At 71.3% G+C, this 18,388-nt stretch carries 1 protein-coding gene (only partly in view); it reads left to right on the forward strand.

This entire window lies inside a single protein-coding gene on the forward strand: locus ACGH2B_RS03565, encoding a protein-glutamine glutaminase family protein (protein WP_399083919.1). The 56,958-nt coding sequence extends 25,545 nt beyond the window's left edge and 13,025 nt beyond its right edge, so the window shows coding positions 25,546-43,933, spanning codon 8,516 (complete) through codon 14,645 (partial); the first complete codon in view begins at nt 1. The start codon and the stop codon both lie outside this window.

Here is an 18,388-nt window from a genome sequence, read left to right on the forward strand (position 1 = left end):
GTCTTCCAGGTCCGGGACCTGCTGGCCCTGCGGTACTCGCCGGAGGCCACCCTGCTGGGCCTCGGCGACATGGAGCGCACCGCGATCCACACCCCGTCCGGCCGTTTCGTCCCGCCGCGCACCGCGGCGGACCGCCAGGACCCCCTCCTCGTCGACCTGGTCAGGGCCCAGCAGATCCCGGCCTCCCCGGGCGTTCTGCTGTGGCGTGTCCAGGCGGCCGGTGACACGACCGTCCTCGCGTACGGCGAGACCCGGACGCGTGAGCAGTTCGAAGCGGAGTACATCCGCGCCGAGTTGGCCGCGGACCCGGTGACGGCGAACTACACCGTGACGTGGGGCGAGCGTGATGCGGACGGTTACCTCCACGCCATCGTGCAGGTGCTCCCGGCCGACGCGGGAGAGAACGCCGACGACGAGGACCTGAGCGCGCCGGCGCAGGCCGAGTCCCCGCAGGTGAACGTCGCGTTGCCGGTGAGCAACCTCGCCGGCGCCCTGGCCCTGCCGGACAGCGCGCTGCCGGACCTCGTGGCGCTCACCGAGCGACTGGGCGAGGTGCCGAACACTCTGCTGAACCTGGGCGTCACCGGCTGGTCGGCGGCCGAACTGGTGCGACTGGCGAACGAGTTGGGAACCATCCCGCCGGCACTGTCCGAGGTCGCGGCGGCCTACCACGTCACCCCGCAGGAACTGCTGGCGTCCCGCGCACAGGTCACCGGGCTCGTGTCCGGGATTCTGCGATGGCCCCCGATCATCGGCACCCACTCCGAGGCCGATCGCCGCCGGGCGGCCCGGGACCACGCGATGAAGCGCGTGACGAGGACGCTGTTCCTGGGGGGACGCACAGCGGCACACGCGGTGGCGGCAGCCATCTCCGCGGCACAGCGCGCGGAAGACCTCGCCGCCCTCCCCCAGCAGGTGCGGGACCAGCTCACCGGCGAGCAGCGCGCCGCGTTCCTCGCGGGCGAAACGGTGACGCTCACCCGCGATCAGCTCGCCCTCCTGCCGCGCAGCACGCCGCGCACCGTCGCGTCCTGGATCGGCACGGAAACCCGGCGTATGCAGCGCGTGGTGGGCGGAGCGCCCGCAGACCGGCGCGACCTTCACACCCCGTCCTCTCAGCAGGCCGGCGGCTCCAGCTCCGGCTCCGGCTCCGGCTCCGGCTCCGGCTCCGGCTCCGGCTCCGGCTCCGGCTCCGGCTCCGGCTCCGGCAGCCACAACGCCTCCGCACCGCACCACGGCCTCACCCCGGGGGAGAGCTCTACCTCCGCCCAGGTACCGCAGGAGAACTCCGCCCACGAACTGGGACTCACCCGGGAACGGTTCGACGAGCTCAACGACGCGGCCCGCCACCCCTGGTTCCGCCCCCAGGAACTGGTGCGCCTCGCCCATGACCTCAACCTGCCCCAGGCATCGCGGCCCCATCTGGTGGACCTCGCCGAACAGCTCGGCGCCGTGCCCCACGACCTGCTCGCCCTCCGCCTGACCGGCTGGGCGGCAGCGCACCTCGTGACCATGGCCCAGGAACTGGGCGCAGTGCCCCGGGCGCTGCTCCAGGTCGCGGAGATGCACCGCATCGCTCCGCAGAGGTTGGTGGCGGCGGGCACGCAGGGGCACATCTGGCTGGCGTTCCGGTCTCTGATGTGGCCCTCGGGCCACGGTGCCACCACCGGCCACCGCCGGGCGGCGCTGGGCCACGCGGTCGACCAGGTGGTCAGGGCACTCCTCCTGGAAGGCCCCGAGGCCGCAGAGGCAGTGGCGGAAGCCGCTTCCCGCCACCAGCGCGAGGAAGACCTCGCCGCCCTCCCCCAGCAGGTACAGGACCAGCTCACCGGCGAGCAGCGCGATGCGTTCCTCGCCGGCATACCCGTGACCCTCACCATCCAGGGCACACCGCACACCATCGCGTCCTGGATCGGCACGGAAACCCAGCGCCAACAGCGCCACAACGGCGACGTCAACGCACTCGCCGAAGAGCTGCGCGTCACGCCGGAGCTGGCGTACAGCCTGCTGCACGCCGCCGATCTGCTCGGCCTGCAAGGCGAACAGCGCGCCCTCCTCCACGTGTTCGGGGGCCACTTCCGGAATCTCCCGAGGCAGGACAGCGCCTTCCTCCACTGGAGGGACCGGGACCTCGGCGTGCTGCTGGCGCAGCACGGCATCAACCTCTCCGCCCTGCTCACGGACGGCGGAACCGAAGCGTCCCGTGTCCTCTCGCTGCTGACCACGCTCCGCACCTGGTACGCCGGCATCGAGGAACTTCCGGCGCTCATCGAGGAACTCCCGACGCTCGGCGACGACGTGGTGGCCCAGGACGCACAGGCACCCGTGCCGCAGGTGGACAGCTACACGGAGGCAACACCCGAGCAGCGCCGCGCGCTGTGGCAGTACGCCGTCGCCCACCGCGACGCCCTCACCCCGGCCGTCGCCGCCTGGCAACTGGGACTGACCCAGGAACGGTTCAACCCGCTCAACGACACCGCCCGCCACCCCTGGTTCCGCCCCCAGGAACTGGTGTACCTCGCCCGCGCTCTCCACCTGCCCCCGGAGGCGCGGCCCCACCTGGTCGACCTCGCCGAACAACTCCGCGCCGTACCGCACGACCTGCTCGCCTTCCACCTCACCGGCCAGGCGGCAGCACACCTCGTGACCCTGGCCCAGACAGTGGGCGGAATTCCCTGGGGACTGCCCCGGGTCGTCGCGAGCCACGTCATCACCACGCAGGAGCTGCTGGCCTCCGGCGAGCAGGGGCGGTTCTGGGTGGTGTCCCAGTACCTGCGGTGGCCCTCGGTCCTCGGCCCCTACAACAACGTCGAAACCATCCGCCGCCGGGAGGCGCTGGGCCACGCGGTCCGCCAGGTGGAGAGGGCGCTGTTCCTCAACGGTCCGGCAGCAGCACGCGTGGCAGCCGAAGCCGCGTCGCGGGCCCAGCGTGAGCAGGACTTCGCCGCCCTCCCCCAGCAGGTACGGAACCGGTTCACCGAAGAGCAGCACGCCGCCTTCCTGGCGGGCGACGAGGTGACGCTCACCGACGAGCAGCACACCGCCTTGCTCGCCGCCGAACCCGTAAGGCTCGCCGGCGAACAGAGCGCCGCGCTCCTCGCCCGCCAACTCGTCACACTCACCGACGAGCAGCGCACCGCGTTCCTCGCCGGCGCACCCGTCGCCTTCACCCCCGTCCAACTCCGCGTGCTCCTCGCCGGCGGGCCCCTGCCCCTCACCTCCGGACAGCGCATCGCGCTGTCCCGCGGCGAATCCGTCACCTTCACCGAGGAACAGCGCACCGCCTTCCTCGACGCCGAACCCACCGTGCTCACCCCCGAGCAGCGCACCGCCTTCAGCACCGGCCGGCCCACCACCCTCACCGACCAGCAGCTCACCGCCTTCCTCCACAACGGACTCATCACCCTCACCGAAGACCAGCGCACCGCGTTCTTCGACGGCGAGCCCCTACGACTCATCGACGCACGACGCGCCGGCCCGACCCGGGACACGACGCACACCATCGCCTCCTGGGTCGACACCGAAGAGCGGCGCACCGAGCGCCCCATGGACTTCCGCTGGGCCCTCAGCCAGATCGACCGGGAAGGACAGCAGTTCTCCCGGGCGGCGGGAGCCGAAACCGGCACCCTCCCGCCGGTCTACGACGTCGTCTCCGGACTGCCCGGCTACACCCACGTCTCCGAACCGCCCGCATACGGCCGCCGGTCGCCCCAGGCCATCGCGGACGCCCTGACCGGGGAACACGGTGACCTCCTCACGGGCTTCACCACCGAGCAGATCGTGCGCCTGGACACCCTGCGCCGCATACTCGATGTCTCGATGGCCGAACTCGTCGCCCTCGTCCGGGCGACAGGTGACATCCCGTCTCCCGAAGCCCTCCAGGAATCCCTCGACTCCCTCGGGCTGCGCCACAACCCCCGCGCCTACTACCAGGTACTCCGGCGCTTCCCCCTCCGGCTCGACATCCTCCACTCCCTCGGCAGGCCGGAAGTCCTTCAGGACCTGTTCGTTCCCCTGCGCGACCCGCAGGTCCGGGCGTCCGGCCAGATGGTCGAGTTGGTCACCGATGCACTCGAAGAACTCGCCGAGGCCCCGGCTCAACAGGGAGCGCTCGTCGGCGTCCACTGGTCGCTGCAGCCAGGGCTCCTGGACGATGAGCAGGCCGCCCTCGAGCACTTCTGCAACGTCTTCGGCATCGGGGACTCCGAGGACTACTGGCAAATCCTCCGGGACGCCACCGCCCTCGCGGGAGCCCACACCCCGCAGGACCGCGCCTGGCTGCTCCGGGCCCTGTCCGACCCCGCGTTCACCGGCCCCGGCGATGCCTTCCAGTGGCAGCGGGCCGAACGGTGGTTCTCGCCACAGCACGTGCTCTTCCTCATGGCCGAGCGCCCGTTCGACCAGATGCGCCGCGAGGGCTTCGGCCGGATGCGTGACGAGGGCTTCATCAGCTTCGTGGAGCGGGTCGACGACACCGCGGCCATCCGGGCGCTCCACATCGGGGAAGGCATCACACGCGAATTCGTGATCGCCGGCGACGGGCACGGGCTCATGACGGTGATGAAGGATCAGGTCGCCCGCCGGGCAGGCCGTATCGGCAACACCGGGGGCAACCGGAACGCCGATGAGCACGCGAGTGTTTCCGACAACGGCATCACGTTCGTGGACATCGCCGAATACGTCCATGAAGCCGGCGCGCACACCGACCTGATGCACGCCCTCTACGAGTACAGCGCGACCGCCGAACGGCCCGTGGTGGACGAGGTCCGCGCACTCGCCGAAAGGATGCGCGTCACCCCGGTCCTGGCGTTCAACTTCCTGCGCGTCTCCGACGCGCTCGGCCTACAGGAAGAAAATCACCACCTGCTCCACGCGTTCACCAACTACCTCCAGGACCGCGCGGAGCAGGGCGACACCCTCCTCGACTGGGCGGCTGAGGACTTCGAACCGCTACTGGAGGAATACGGCGTCGCCGTCCAGAACCTCAGGGGGGACGGCGGCATCGAAACCGGCTACCTCATCTCCCTGCTCACCGCGCTCCGGGCCTGGGACGCCGGCATCGAGGAGCTGCCGGAATTCGCAGAGTTCCTGACGCGCCTCCATCCGCAGACCACCCCCGGGCTGAACGGTAGCTACGACAACACGGCGTTCCCGCAGCGCCGCGCACTCTGGCAGCTCGCCATCGCCCACCCCGACGGTCTGCTCCCGGACGTCGCCGCCTGGCGCGCCCAGGGACTGGGACTGGCCCCGGAACACTTCCACGCACTCAACGACGCGGCCCGCCACCCCTGGTTCCACGCCCGGGGACTGGTGACCCTCGCCCGCAATCTCGAACTGCCCCCCGCCGCGCGGCCCCACCTGGTGGGCCTCGCCGAGCAGCTCCGCACCGTGCCCCGCTCCCTGCTCACCCAGGGCCTGACCGGCCAGGCGGCGGCGCACCTCGTGACCCTGGCCCGGGAAGTGGGCGGCATTCCGCTGGCATTGACCAAGGTCGCCACGGCCAACCGCCTGACTCCGCGGGAGCTGCTGGCGTCCGGCCCGGAGGGGTGGGCCGGGCTCGTGTCCGGGGTCCTGAAGTGGCCCCCGATCATCGGCACCGACGCCGAGGCCGAGCGCCGCCGGTCGGGCCTGCACCGGGCGACCCAGCGCGTGATGCAGGCACTGTTCCTGGAAGGACCCGCAGCGGCACAGGAGGCGGCGGAAGCCGCCTCCCTGACACAGCGCGAGGCGGACCTCGACGCCCTCCCCCATCGGGTGCGGAGCCTGCTCACCCTCGAGCAGCGCACCGCGTTCCTCGCCGGTGAGACGGTGACGCTGGCCCCCGGCCAGCTCAGCCGCCTGCCCCACGGCACGCCGGACACCGTCACGTCCTGGCTCGGCACGGAACACCGGCGCAAGCGGCGCCGCGTGGGCGGCGCGCCCACCAGCTGGCACGGCCTCTCCACCCCGGAGGAGTCAGCCGACCAGGCCGGCAGCTCCAGCTCCAGCTCCAGCTCCAGCTCCAGCTCCAGCTCCAGCTCCAGCTCCAGCTCCAGCTCCAGCAGCCACAACGCCTCCGCACCGCACCACGACATCACCCCGGGGGAGAGCTCTGCCTCCGTCCAGATGCCGCAGGAGAACTCCGCCCAAGAACTGGACCTGACCCAGGAACTGGACCTGACCCAGGAACTGGGCCTGACCCAGGAACGGTTCGACGAACTCGGCGACCCGGCCCGCCACCCCTGGTTCCACGCCCAGGAACTGGTGGACCTCGCCCATGACCTCGCCCTGCCCCCGGAGGCCCGGCCCGATCTGATCAACCTCGCCGAACGTCTCCAGGCCGTGCCGCACATCCTGCGCGACCTGGGCCTGACCGGCCAGCCGGCAGCCGACCTGGTGAAGTCGGCCCTCGTACCCGGCACACAGGAGCGGACCCAGCTGGTGTCCGCGATCCTGCGGTGGCCCTCGGTCCTCGGCCCCTACAACCACCCGGAGACCGTCCGCCGCCGGCAGGACCTGGACCACGCGCTCGGCCAGGTGGAGCAGGAACTGTTCCTCAACGGCCTGACAGCGGCGCGCGCGGCGGCGGAAACCGTCTCACGGGCACAGCGTGCGGCGGACCTCGACGCCCTGCTCCAGCAGGTGCGGCCCTACCTCACCGAAGCGCAGCGCGCCACGTTCTTCACCGACCAGCAACGCACCACCTACCTCAACGGCGATCCGGTACTCCTGACCGCCCCGCAGCACGACAGGCTCCTCGACAGCGGACGTCCCGAGGGCACACCGGGCACCGTGGCGTCCTGGATCGGCACGGAGGCCCGCCGCGATCAGCGCCGTATGGACCGCTCCGCGGCCAACGGCCTGATCAGCTCCGAGGACTTGGTGATCAGCACGGCATCGGCAGCCGGCACCGGAGCCCGTCCCCCGGCCTACGCCGACGCCACCGGCCTGCCCGAATACAGCGAAGGTCCGGCAAGCGGAGGTCCGGCACACGAAGACCTCGCACCGCTGCTGGACCGCGACATGGCCGCGGCCACGCTGCTCGAAGAACACGGCGACATCCTCACGGACTTCACCACCGAGGAGATCCTGCGCCTGGGCGCCCTGCACCGCGGGCTGCGCATCTCGATGGACGAACTCATCGCCCTGGTCTGGGCGACGGGCGAGGTCCCGGACCCCGAAACCCTCCAGGACTCGCTCGACGCCCTCGGCCTGAGCGACAACCCCCGCGCCCTCTACCACGTCCTCACCCGCCGCCCCCTGCGGCTGGACACGCTCCACTCGGCCGCGGAACCGCAGGTGCTGCAGGACCTGTTCGCGCCACTGGCCCACCGGGAGACCGAGCAGTTCGACCCGGAGGTGCACCGGATCGTCGCCGTACTCGACGAACTGGCCGAAGCCCCGGCACGCCAGGGGCTCCTCCCCGGCACCCACTGGTCGCTCCGGCCCGGACTGCTGGACGACGAACAGGGCGCCATCGAGCACTTCCGCCGTGTCTTCGGCTTCCCGGACACCGAGCAGACCAGGGCTCTGCTCCAGGATTTCGCCACCGTCGTGGGAGCCCGCGGACCCCAGGACCGTGCCTGGCTGCTCCGTACCCTGTCCGACCCCGCGCTCACCGGCCCCGGCGGCACCGCCCCGCGGGTCTGGACCGGACGATGGCTCTCGCCGATGCATGTGGTCTTCCTGATGTCCAGGATCGACTGCACGTTCGACGAGATGCGCAATGAGGACTTCGTCAGCTTCCTGGAGCGGATCGACGACTCCGCGGCCCGCTATGCGGCCATCACGGAGAGCGACGTCGTCTACGAGATCGTGCTGCGCTCCGACCAGAACTCCGGCCGCGACCCGCTCCTGGAGGCCATGGAGAAGAAGGTCGCCGAGGAGGCAGGCCGTACCAAGGTCGCGGGCGCGGCAGGAGGTACCGACATCACCGGGGGCGGGCGGAGCGCCGAGGAGTACCGGCGGCTGGCCGGGAACGGCGTCACGCTCGCGGCCGTGGCCGACCACCTCCGCGAGACCGGCTTGCCCGACGACCTGCTGCACACGCTCTACGAGTACAGCGCGAAGACCGAACGGCCCCTGGTGGACACCGCCCGCACACTCGCCTCGACGCTGCACGTCGATGCGGAGCTGGCGCTCAACCTCGCGTACCTCGCTCACGTCATCGGCCTGCGGGACACGCAGTACGACCTGCTCCACGTGTTCACGGGCTACCTCCGGGGCCGCGCGGGCCAGGGCGACGCCCTCCTCCACTGGCGGAGGCCGTACCTCGCCGGGCTGCTGGTGGAGCACGGCGTCGACATGCCGGCGGATTCCGGGCTCGGCGAAGCCGAAGCCGCCTACGCCGTCTCGCTGCTCACCACGCTCCGCACGGCGGGCGTCGGGATCGAGGATCTGCCGGCACTCGCCGAGTTCCTGACGGAGCACGACCAGGAGGCACCCGGGCTGAGGTTGGGCAGCTACGACGACTCCTCGGACTGGCAGCGCCGCAATCTGTGGGAGTACGCCGCCGAGCACCACGACACCCTCGCCCCGGCCATCGCCACCTGGCGCGCCCAGGAACTGGGGCTCACCCAGGAACGGTTCGACGAGCTCAACGACCCGGCCCGCCACCCCTGGTTCCACGCCCGGGAACTGGTGAACCTCGCCCGTGACCTCGAACTCCCCGACGGCCTGGTACACCACCTGGTCGACCTCGCCGTACAGCTCCGTGAGGTGCCGCGTACCCTGCCCGGCCTGGGCCTGACCGGCCAGTCGGCGGCACACCTCGTGGCCATGGCCCAGGCGGTGGGCGGCGTGCCCGCCATGCTGCCCCAGGTCGCGGTGAGGTACGAAACGACGCCGGAGGCGTTGGCGGCGGCCGGCCCGCAGGGGCGGATCTGGCTGGCGTTCCAGTTCCTGAAGTGGCCCCCGATCTTCGGCGCCGACGCCGAGGCCGACCGCCGCCGGGTGGGCCTGGCCCACGCGGTCGACCAGGTGGTCAAGGCACTTCTCCTGGAAGGCCCCGAGGCGGCACACACAGCGGCGGAGGCCGCGTCCCAGGCTCAGCGCGAGGAGGACTTCAACGCCCTTCCGCCGAGCGTGCGGGAGCGGCTCACCGCAGTACAGCGCGACGCGTTCCGCAGGGGCGAACCGGTGGCCCTGACCGGTCCGCACCGCGCCGGACTGCCCGAGAACACCCCCTACACCCTCAGCTCCTGGGTCGGCACAGAGGCCCAGCGCCGGGCGAGCGACGTTCGCGACAGCGACATCGACGACACCATGCTCGTCACCGTGCCGACGGCCGCTTCCGGCGCTCTCCCGCCGTCCTACGCCGACACCTTCGAAGTGCCCGCATACAGCGCCCACCCCCCTGCGGACGGGGGAGACCTCAACCTGGACACCCTGCAGCACATGCTGGGCGTCGCGAAGGACGATCTCGCCATCCTGGTCTGGAAAATGGGCCAGGTACCGCGTGCGGAGGCGCTCCAGGCATCGCTCGACGCCCTCGGGCTCAGCGACCACGGCCACTCCTTCTACCGGGTGCTCAGCCTCCGCCCCCGGCTGCTGGACATGCTCCACTCGCTCGCCGGACCGCAGGCGCTACGGGACCTGTTCGCGCCGCTGGCGCAGCAGGAGACGGCTCCCGACGCGGCGGTGGAGCAGGTCGTCGAAGTCCTCGACGGGCTCGCCCAGCTCCCCTCCCGGCAAGGAACGTTCTCCGGCGTCCACTGGTCGCTGCAGCCCGGCCTGCTCGACGACGAGCAGGCCGCCCTCGACCACTTCCTCCGCGTCTTCGGCTTCCCGGACACCGCGGCGTCCCTCACGCGGTACGGACAGCTCCTGCGGGACACCGCCGCCCTGGCGGGAGCCCACACCCCGCAGGACCGGGCCTGGCTGTTCCGGACCCTGTCCGACCCCGCGTTCACCGGCCCCGGCGGCGCGGCCGGACGCGAGTGGACCGGGCAGTGGCTCTCGCCGCTGCATGTCATCAACCTGATGGCTGATCATCCGTTCGACGAGATGCGCCACGAAGACTTCCTCCGCTTCCTGACGCGGATCGACGCGGCAGTTCGGGAGCGCGACACAGGGGCCGACATCCGGGAGGGGGCCGCAGTGGAGCCCGGCGGCGCCGGGGTCATGACGGCGCTGGAGCTGTGGGTCGCCCGCCGGGCAGGCGTCCATGCCGGCGGCGGCCGGGAACTGGAGGCCGAGGACTACCGGTTCCTGGCCGGCGAGGGCGTCACTTTCGCGGAAGGCGCCACATACGTCCACGAGACCGGCGCGCACCCGGACCTGGCGCACGCCCTCTACGAGCAGAGCGCGCTCGCCCGCCAGTCCGTGGTGAGCCGTGTCCGCGCCCTCGCCGAGCAGCTGGACATCGCCCCGGCTCTGGCGTTCAACCTCCGGTACGTCGCCGATGTCCTTTACCTGGAAAGCAACCAGCTCGACCTGCTCAAGGCGTTCACAGGCCACCTCCAGGACATGGCGGAGCAGGGCGACCTCCTGATCGGCTGGAGGGACGAGGGCCTCGAACCGCTGCTGCAGCAGCACGGCCTCAACGGCAGCGTCGCGGACCTGCTCGACCTCCCCGGGACCGAAACCGACTACGTCGTCTCGCTGCTCACCACCCTCCACACATGGGGCGTGGGCATCGAGGAACTGCCTCAACTCGCGAAGTTCCTGGCGGCCCACGACGCGCAGACGCCCGAACTGCCGGGGAACAGCTACGACGAAGCGACGCCTGAGCAGCGCCGTGCACTGTGGGAGTACGCCGCCGCGCACCGCGACGCCCTCGCACCGGCCATCGACGTCTGGCGCGCCCGGCAACTGGGGCTGACCCAGGAGCGGTTCGACGCACTCGCCATCGCGGGCCACTCCTGGTTCGACGCCCGGCAACTGGTGGGCCTCGCCCAGCACCTGGAACTGCCCCACGAGTCGGTACCCCACCTGGTCGACCTCGCCGACCAGCTCGGCGCCGTGCCGCACTCCCTGCGCGCCCTGGACGTGAGGGGCCAGGCGGCGGCAGACCTCGTGGTCCTGACCCAGGACCTGCTGGCGTCCGGCGCGGAACAGCGGATCGGGCAGGCTTCCCGGATTCTGCGGTGGCCCCCGGTCATCGGCACCGATGAGGAGTCCGAGCGCCGCCGGACCGCGCTGAACGACGCGGTCAAGCAGGTGGCGGGGGCGCTGTTCCTCAACGGCCCGGCAGCGGCTCCCGCGACGGCGGCAGCTCACGCGGCGGCGGCAGCCCTCTCACGGGCCCAGCGCGCGGCGGACCTCGCCGCCCTCCCCCAGCAGGTACAGGACCAGCTCACCGCCGACCAGCGCACCGCGTTCCTCGCGGGCGAAACGGTGACACTCACCGACTCCCAGGGCACACCGCACACCGTCGGCTCCTGGATCGGCACGGAAACCCGGCGCACGCAGCGCGTGCCGGGCGGCGCACCCACCAGCCAGGACGACTTCTCCACCCCGGAGGAGTCGACCGACCAGGCCGGCAGCTCCAGCTCCAGCAACCGCTATGCCTTGGTACCGCGCCACGGGGAGAGCTCTGCCTCCACCCAGATGCCGGAGGAGAGCTCCGCCTTCCAGGACCCGGAAGAGAACTCCGCCTTCCAGGATTTCGTCACCGTCCTCGGTCTGCCGAACACCGCGCAGACGGCACGGCTCCTCCGGGACGTCGCCGCCGTGGCCGGTGCCCACGGTCCGCAGGACCGTGCCTGGCTCCTGCGGACCCTGGTTGCACCCGCGTTCATCGGCCACGGCAGCGCCACCAGGCGGGTATGGGCCGGGTGGCACCTGTCACCGCTGCACGTGATCGCGCTGATGGACGGACACCCGTTCGACGAGATGCGCCACGAGAGCTTCGTCAGCTTCATTACGCGGATCAAGAGCTCCGCGGCGGCCCGGGACGGTGACATCCGGCACGAGATCGAGGTGGCTCCCGGTGGCCTCGCGCTCAAGAGGGCGCTGGAGGAGTGGCTCGCCCGCCGGGCGGGCCGGCACGGCGGCGCCGGGCACGACCGGAGCGTCGAGGAGTACCAGCGGCTGGCCGGTCTCGGCATCACGCTGGGAGCGATGGCCGACTACGTCCACGAGACCGGCGCGGACAGCAGCCTGATGTACGCGCTCTACGAGCACAGCGCGGCCAACGAGGCATCCGTGCTGGGCGACACCCGCACGATGAGCGAGGACCTGAACATCGACGTGGTGTCGGCGTTCAGCCTCGTCCACGCCGCCGGCCTGATCGGCCTCCGGAAAGAGCAGTGGGGCCTGCTCCGCGTGCTCCGCGACGACCTGCTGACCCACACGGAGAAGAGCAAGACTCTCCTCATCTGGAAAGACACACGCTTCGAACAGCTGCTGGAGCGGCACGGCGTCGACGTCCGGGAACTGACCGGGCAGGGCGGGGCCGAAACCGCCTACACCATCTCGCTGCTCACCACGCTCCAGGCATGGAACGCCGGGGTCCGGGAACTCACGGCGCTCGCGGAACACGTGACCGCACAGGACACACAGGCGGCCAGGCTGCTGCCGGGGGACGGCTACAACGCGGCAACGCCCGAGCAGCGCCGTGCGCTGTGGGAGTACGCCGCCGCGCACCACGACGCCCTCATCCCGACCTTCGCCACCTGGCGCGCCCGCCAACTGGGGCTGGACCAGGAACGGTTCGACAGGCTCAACGACGCGGCCGAGCACCCCTGGTTCCACCTCCAGGAACTGGCGGACCTCGCCCACGCTCTCGACCTGCCCCATGGGTCGTGGCCCCACCTGATGGACCTCGCCGAACAGCTCGGCGCCGTACCCCACGATCTGCTCGCCCTCGGCCTGACCCGCCGACCGGCAGCACACCTCGTGACCATGGCCCGGAATCTGGGCGGAGTGCCCCGCACCCTGATCGACATCGCCGCGGCCTACGGCTTCACCCCGCAGGAGCTGGTGGAACCGGAAAGCCAGGCACGGCTCCGGCTGGTGTCCCAGTTCCTGCGGTGGCCCATGGTCTTCCGCCGCCCCTACGACGATGTCGAGATCGGGCGTCGCCAGGCCGGGCTGAACCACGCGGTCCGGCTGGTGGAGAGGGCACTGTTCCTCAACCCGGCGGAGCAGGCGGAAGCAGCAGCGGTCGCGGCGGCGGCAGAGGCTTCGCACCGCCAGCGTGCGGCAGACCTCGCCGCCCTGCCTCCGCAGGTGCGGGACCTGTTCACCGCCGGCCAGCGCGACGCGTTCCTCACCGGCGAGGAGGTGGAACTGACGGAGGAACAGCACGCCGCGCTCCTCAACAGCCAGCCCCCCGTCCTCACCTACGCCCAGCGCACCGCGCTCTTCTCCAACGACCCCATCGCGCTCACCGGCGCCCAACACGCGGCGCTCGTGACCGGCGAAACCTTCACACTCACCGCCGAACAGCGCACCGCATTCCTCACCAGCACCCCCCCGACGCTCACCGACGTCCAGCGCGCCGTGTTCCTCGCCAACGAGACCGTGCAGCTGCGGACCGGCTCGGCTCAGGACGTGCCGAACACCGTCGCGTCCTGGATCGGCACGGAAATCCAGCGCAGGGATCGGGAAACGGACTACTCCGGGCCCCTCGGCGAGGTCGACACCGAGGGCCTGGAAATCCCCGAGCTGCCGTCGGCCGACACCTGGCGCCCGCCGGCCTACGACATCGCCGATCTGCCCGCCTACGAGGCCCCGCCTGCGGTGCAGGAAGACGGTGTGCAGGAAAACGGCGTGCAGTTGCCGGTCGCCCCCATGGTCGCCGCCCTGCGCCGCGAACACGGCCGCCTGCTCTCGGGCTTCACCCCCGAACAGGTCCTGAGCCTGGACGCCCTGCGCCGCCTGCTCGACGTCTCGATGGACGAACTCGTCCCCCTCACCCGGGCGACCGGCGAGATCCCGGACCCCGAAACCCTCCAGGACTCGCTCGACGCCCTCGGCCTGAGCGACAACCCCCGCGCCCTCTACCACGTCCTCACCCACCGCCCCCTGCGGCTGGACACGCTCCACTCCCTCGCCGAACCGGACGTCCTGCGCCAGATGTTCGAGCCGCTGGAAGACCTCGAGGAGGATGACCTCGACTCGGACCACTTCCTGGAGCTCATCGAAAAGCTCGACATCGAAAAGGCCGCCGCCGAGCACTTCCTCAACGCCCTCGGCCTGCCGGTCACCGAGGGGCACCTCAAGCTGATCCAGGACTTCGCCACCTTGGCGGAGGCCTACACCCCGCAGGACCGTGCCTGGCTGTTCCGCACCCTGTCCCACCCCGCGTTGATCGGCCCCGGCAGCGCCATCGACCGGGACTGGACCGGACGATGGCTCTCGCCGCTGCACGTGTTCCATCTGATGGGCTGGCACCGGTTCGACCGGATGCGGAACGAGGACTTCCTCGACTTCCTCGACCGGATCGACAGCACGGTCATCCACCGGGCGCACATGATGGACGAGTTCGATATCCGGCAGGAGCTGCCGCTGGAACCCGGCGGACACAAGCTCATGGCGGCTGTGGAGCGCCACGTCGCCGAGCACGCAGGCCGTATCGGCAACGTCGGAGGCATGCGGAGCGCCGAGGAGCACCGGCAGCTGGCCGCGATCGGCGTCACGCTCATGAGCACCGTCGACTACGTCCGTCAGACCGGCGCGCCGAACGACCTGATGCACGCGCTCTACGAGTTCAGCGCGAACGTCGAACGGCCCGTGGTGGACGAGGTCCGCCGCCTCACCGATGAGCTGCGCATCGATCCGATGACGGCGCTCAGCCTTGTGCAGATCTCCACATTCCTCAGTCTGGAGGACGGACATCACCACACGGTCCTCCAGGTGTTCGGGGACTACCTCCACCACCTCGCGGAGCAGGGCAATGCCTTCTTCCGCTGGGGCCACCGGGACCTCTTCAGGCTGCTGACGCACCACGGCGTCGACATCACGGCCCTGAGCGACCCCGACCACAACCCCGACCGCGACGAGGCCTCCTACCTCGACTCCCTCCTCCGCGCGCTCCAGACATGGGACGTCGGTATCGAGGAACTGCCGGCGCTCGCGGACTTCCTGACGGCTCGCGGCCCGCAGGAACTCAGGCTGAACGGCAGGTACAGCGCCACGGAACTCCCGCAGCGCCACGATCTGTGGGAGCAGGCCACCGAGGACCCCGACGCCCTCACCCCGACCGTCAACGCCTGGCGCGCCTGGGAACTGGGACTGTCCGAGGAACGGTTCGACGCACTCACCGACACGAGCCGCCACCCCTGGTTCCACGCCCGACGGCTGGTGAACCTCGCCCGCAGGCTCCACCTGCCCCACGAGTCGGCACCCCGCCTGGTGGCCCTCGCCCAACAGCTCGGTACGGTGCCCCACGCCCTGCGTGCCCTGGGCCTGACCGGCCAGGCGGCAGCGCGCCTCGTGGCCATGTCCCAGGGGCTGGGCGGAATGCCCCACGCCCTGCTCCGGGTCGCGGACATCCACCGCACGACCCCCCAGGAGTTGGTGGCGGCCGGCGAAGGGGGCGGTGTCTGGCTGGCGCTCCAGGTCCTGAAGTGGCCCCGGATCCACGGTGCCGAGACCGGCAGCCGCCGGGCGGCCCGGACCCACGCGATCGAGCAGGTGCTGAAGGCCCTGCTCCTGGAAGGCCCGGAGGCCGCGCGTGCGGCGGCGGAGGCCGCGGCACGGGCACAGCGTGCGGAAGAGCTCGCCGCCCTCCCCCAGCAGGTGCGAAGCCGGCTCACCGGCGGCCAGCGCGACGCGTTCCGCAGGGGCGAGCCCGTCACGCTGACCGACGAGCAGCACGCCGGCCTGCCCCAGGACACGCCCCGCACCCTCACGCCCTGGATCGGCACGGAGGGCCGGCGCGAGCAGCGCCACACGGCCGACGTCCACGCGCTCGCCGAAGAGCTGCACATCGCTCCGGCGGCGGCGCTCAGCCTGCTGCACGTCGCCGACGTCATCGGCCTGCACGACGCCCAGCGCCACCTGCTCCACGTGTTCGCCGGCTGCCCCCAGGCCCGCACGGAGCGCGACGAGACCCTCCTGCGCTGGGGGGACCGGGACTTCGGGGTGCTGCTGGCACAGCACGGCATCAGCGTCCCCGACCTGCTCACGCACGGCGGAACCGAAGCGTCCCGTGTCCTCTCGCTGCTCACCGCGCTCCACACCTGGAACGTCGGCGTCGAGGAGCTGCCGGCGTTCGCCACCTCCATGGCGGTCCACCACCCGCAGGCACCCGAGCTGCCGGAGGCCGGGTACGACGCGGCAACGCCCGAGCAGCGCCGCGCGCTGTGGGAGTACGCCGCCGCGCACCACGACGCCCTCATCCCGACCGTCAACGCCTGGCGCGCCCACCAACTGGGGCTGGACCAGGAACGGTTCGACAGGCTCAACGATGCGGCCGAGCACCCCTGGTTCAACGCCCGGAAACTGGTGGACCTCGCCCGTGACCTCGGCCTTCCCCAGCGGTCGTGGCCGCACCTGGTCGACCTCGCCGTACTGCTCGGTGAAGTGCCGCACTCCCTGCGCACCCTGGGCCTGACCGGCCGGGCGGCGGCACGTCTCGTGACCAAGGCCCAGGAACTGGGCGCGATCCCGCAGGCGCTGGACGAGGTCGCCACGGCCTTCGGCCTCACCCGGCAGGAGATGATGGCGGCCGGCGAGCAGGAGTGGGCCTGGCTGATCTCCCAGTTCCTGCGGTGGCCCACGCTCCTCGGCCCCGATGACGATGCCGAGATCGGCCGTCGCCTGGCCGGGGTGAACCACGCGGTCAGCCAGGTGGAGCGGGCACTGCTCCTCAACGGCCCGGCAGCGGCGCGCACGGCGGCGGTTGCCGTGACGGAGGCCCAGCGTGCGGCGGACCTCGCCGCCCTCCCGCAGGTGCAGGACCTGCTCACCGAGGACCAGCGACTCGCGTTCCTCGCCGGCGAGGAGGTGGAGCTGACCGATTCGCGGCACGCCGGCCCTCCCGTGAGCCTGGGCACCGTCGCGTCCTGGATCGGTACGGAAGCCGAGCGCGGCCAACGCCGTATGGGCTACTCCGGGCTCCTCGGCGAAGAGTCGGCCGCGGGACGGGAAGACCTCGCGGCGTCGCCGGCCAACGGCCTGATCGCGTCCGCCCTGCGGGAGCACGGCAACCTGTTCCCGGGCTTCACCGCCGGTGAGGTCCTGCGGCTGGGCACCCTGCAGTACATGCTGGGCGTCCGGATGAACGATCTCGTCCGCTTCGTCGCCACCACGGGCGAGGTCCCGGCGCCCGAAGCCGTCCAGGAAACGCTCGACGCCCTCGGGCTGAGCGAGGCCCCCCACGCCCTCTTCGAGGTGCTCAGGCGCTTCCCCCTCCGGCTGGACACGCTCCGCTCCCTCGCCGGACCGGACGACCTGCGGGAGCTGTTCGAGCCGCTGGCCCAGCAGGAGACCGACGACCTCGATCCGGAGGACCTCGACCCGGAGGCGGAGCAGGTCGCCGATACGCTCGACGACCTGGCCCGGCGAGGAGCGGTACCGGGTACCCACTGGTCGCTCCGGCCTGAGCTGCTCGGCGACGAGCAGGCCGCCCTCACGCACTTCCGCCAGGTCTTCGACCTCCCGGACAGCGCATCGTTCCTCACGAGGTGCGAATCACTCCTGCGGGACGTCGCAGCCCTGGCCGGGGCCCACACCCCGCAGGACCGGGCCTGGCTGTACCGGGCCCTGTCCGACCCCGCATTCACCGGCCCCGGCGGCGCCATCGGCCGTGAGTGGACCGGACGATGGCTCTCGCCGCTGCACGTGATCCTCCTGATGGCCGGTCAACCGTTCGAGGAGATGCGGGACGAGGACTTCCTCGACTTCCTGGCCCGGATCGACAGCGCCGCGGACGCCAGGGCGGCCCGCACCGGTCTCGACGTCCGGCGCGAGTTCGTGATGGCCCCCGGCGGGGGCCAGGTCATGGAGACGCTGGAGAGGTGGGTCGCCCACCGCCTGCCCGGCCTCACCGACGGCTCCGGGAACCACAGCAACGTCGAGAGGTACCGGCAGCTGGCCGCGCACGGCATCACGTTCGCGGACATCGCCGATTACGTCCACACGGCCGGCGCGCCCCACGCTCTGGCGCACATCCTCTACGACCACAGTGTGAGCACCGAACGCCTCGCGGTGAGCGATGTCCGCACACTCACCGAACAGCTGGACGTCGACCCGGTCCTGGCGTTCAACCTCCTGTACATCGCCGATGTCTTCGGCCTGGAACCCGAACAGCACGGTCTGCTCGCTGTGTTCAAGGGCTACCTCCGAGGCCGCGCGGCACAGCGGAGCAACACCCTCTTCCACTGGCGGAATGAGGACTTCGAGCTGCTGCTGAACCAGCTCGGTATCGATGTCGAGGACCCGCAGCACCCGACCCGGCTCGACGAGGACGAAGCCTTCTTCCTCCTCTCGCTGCTCACCACACTCCACACCTGGAGCG

The sequence above is a fragment of the Streptomyces sp. BBFR2 genome, assembly GCF_044497305.1.
Lineage (GTDB): Bacteria > Actinomycetota > Actinomycetes > Streptomycetales > Streptomycetaceae > Streptomyces.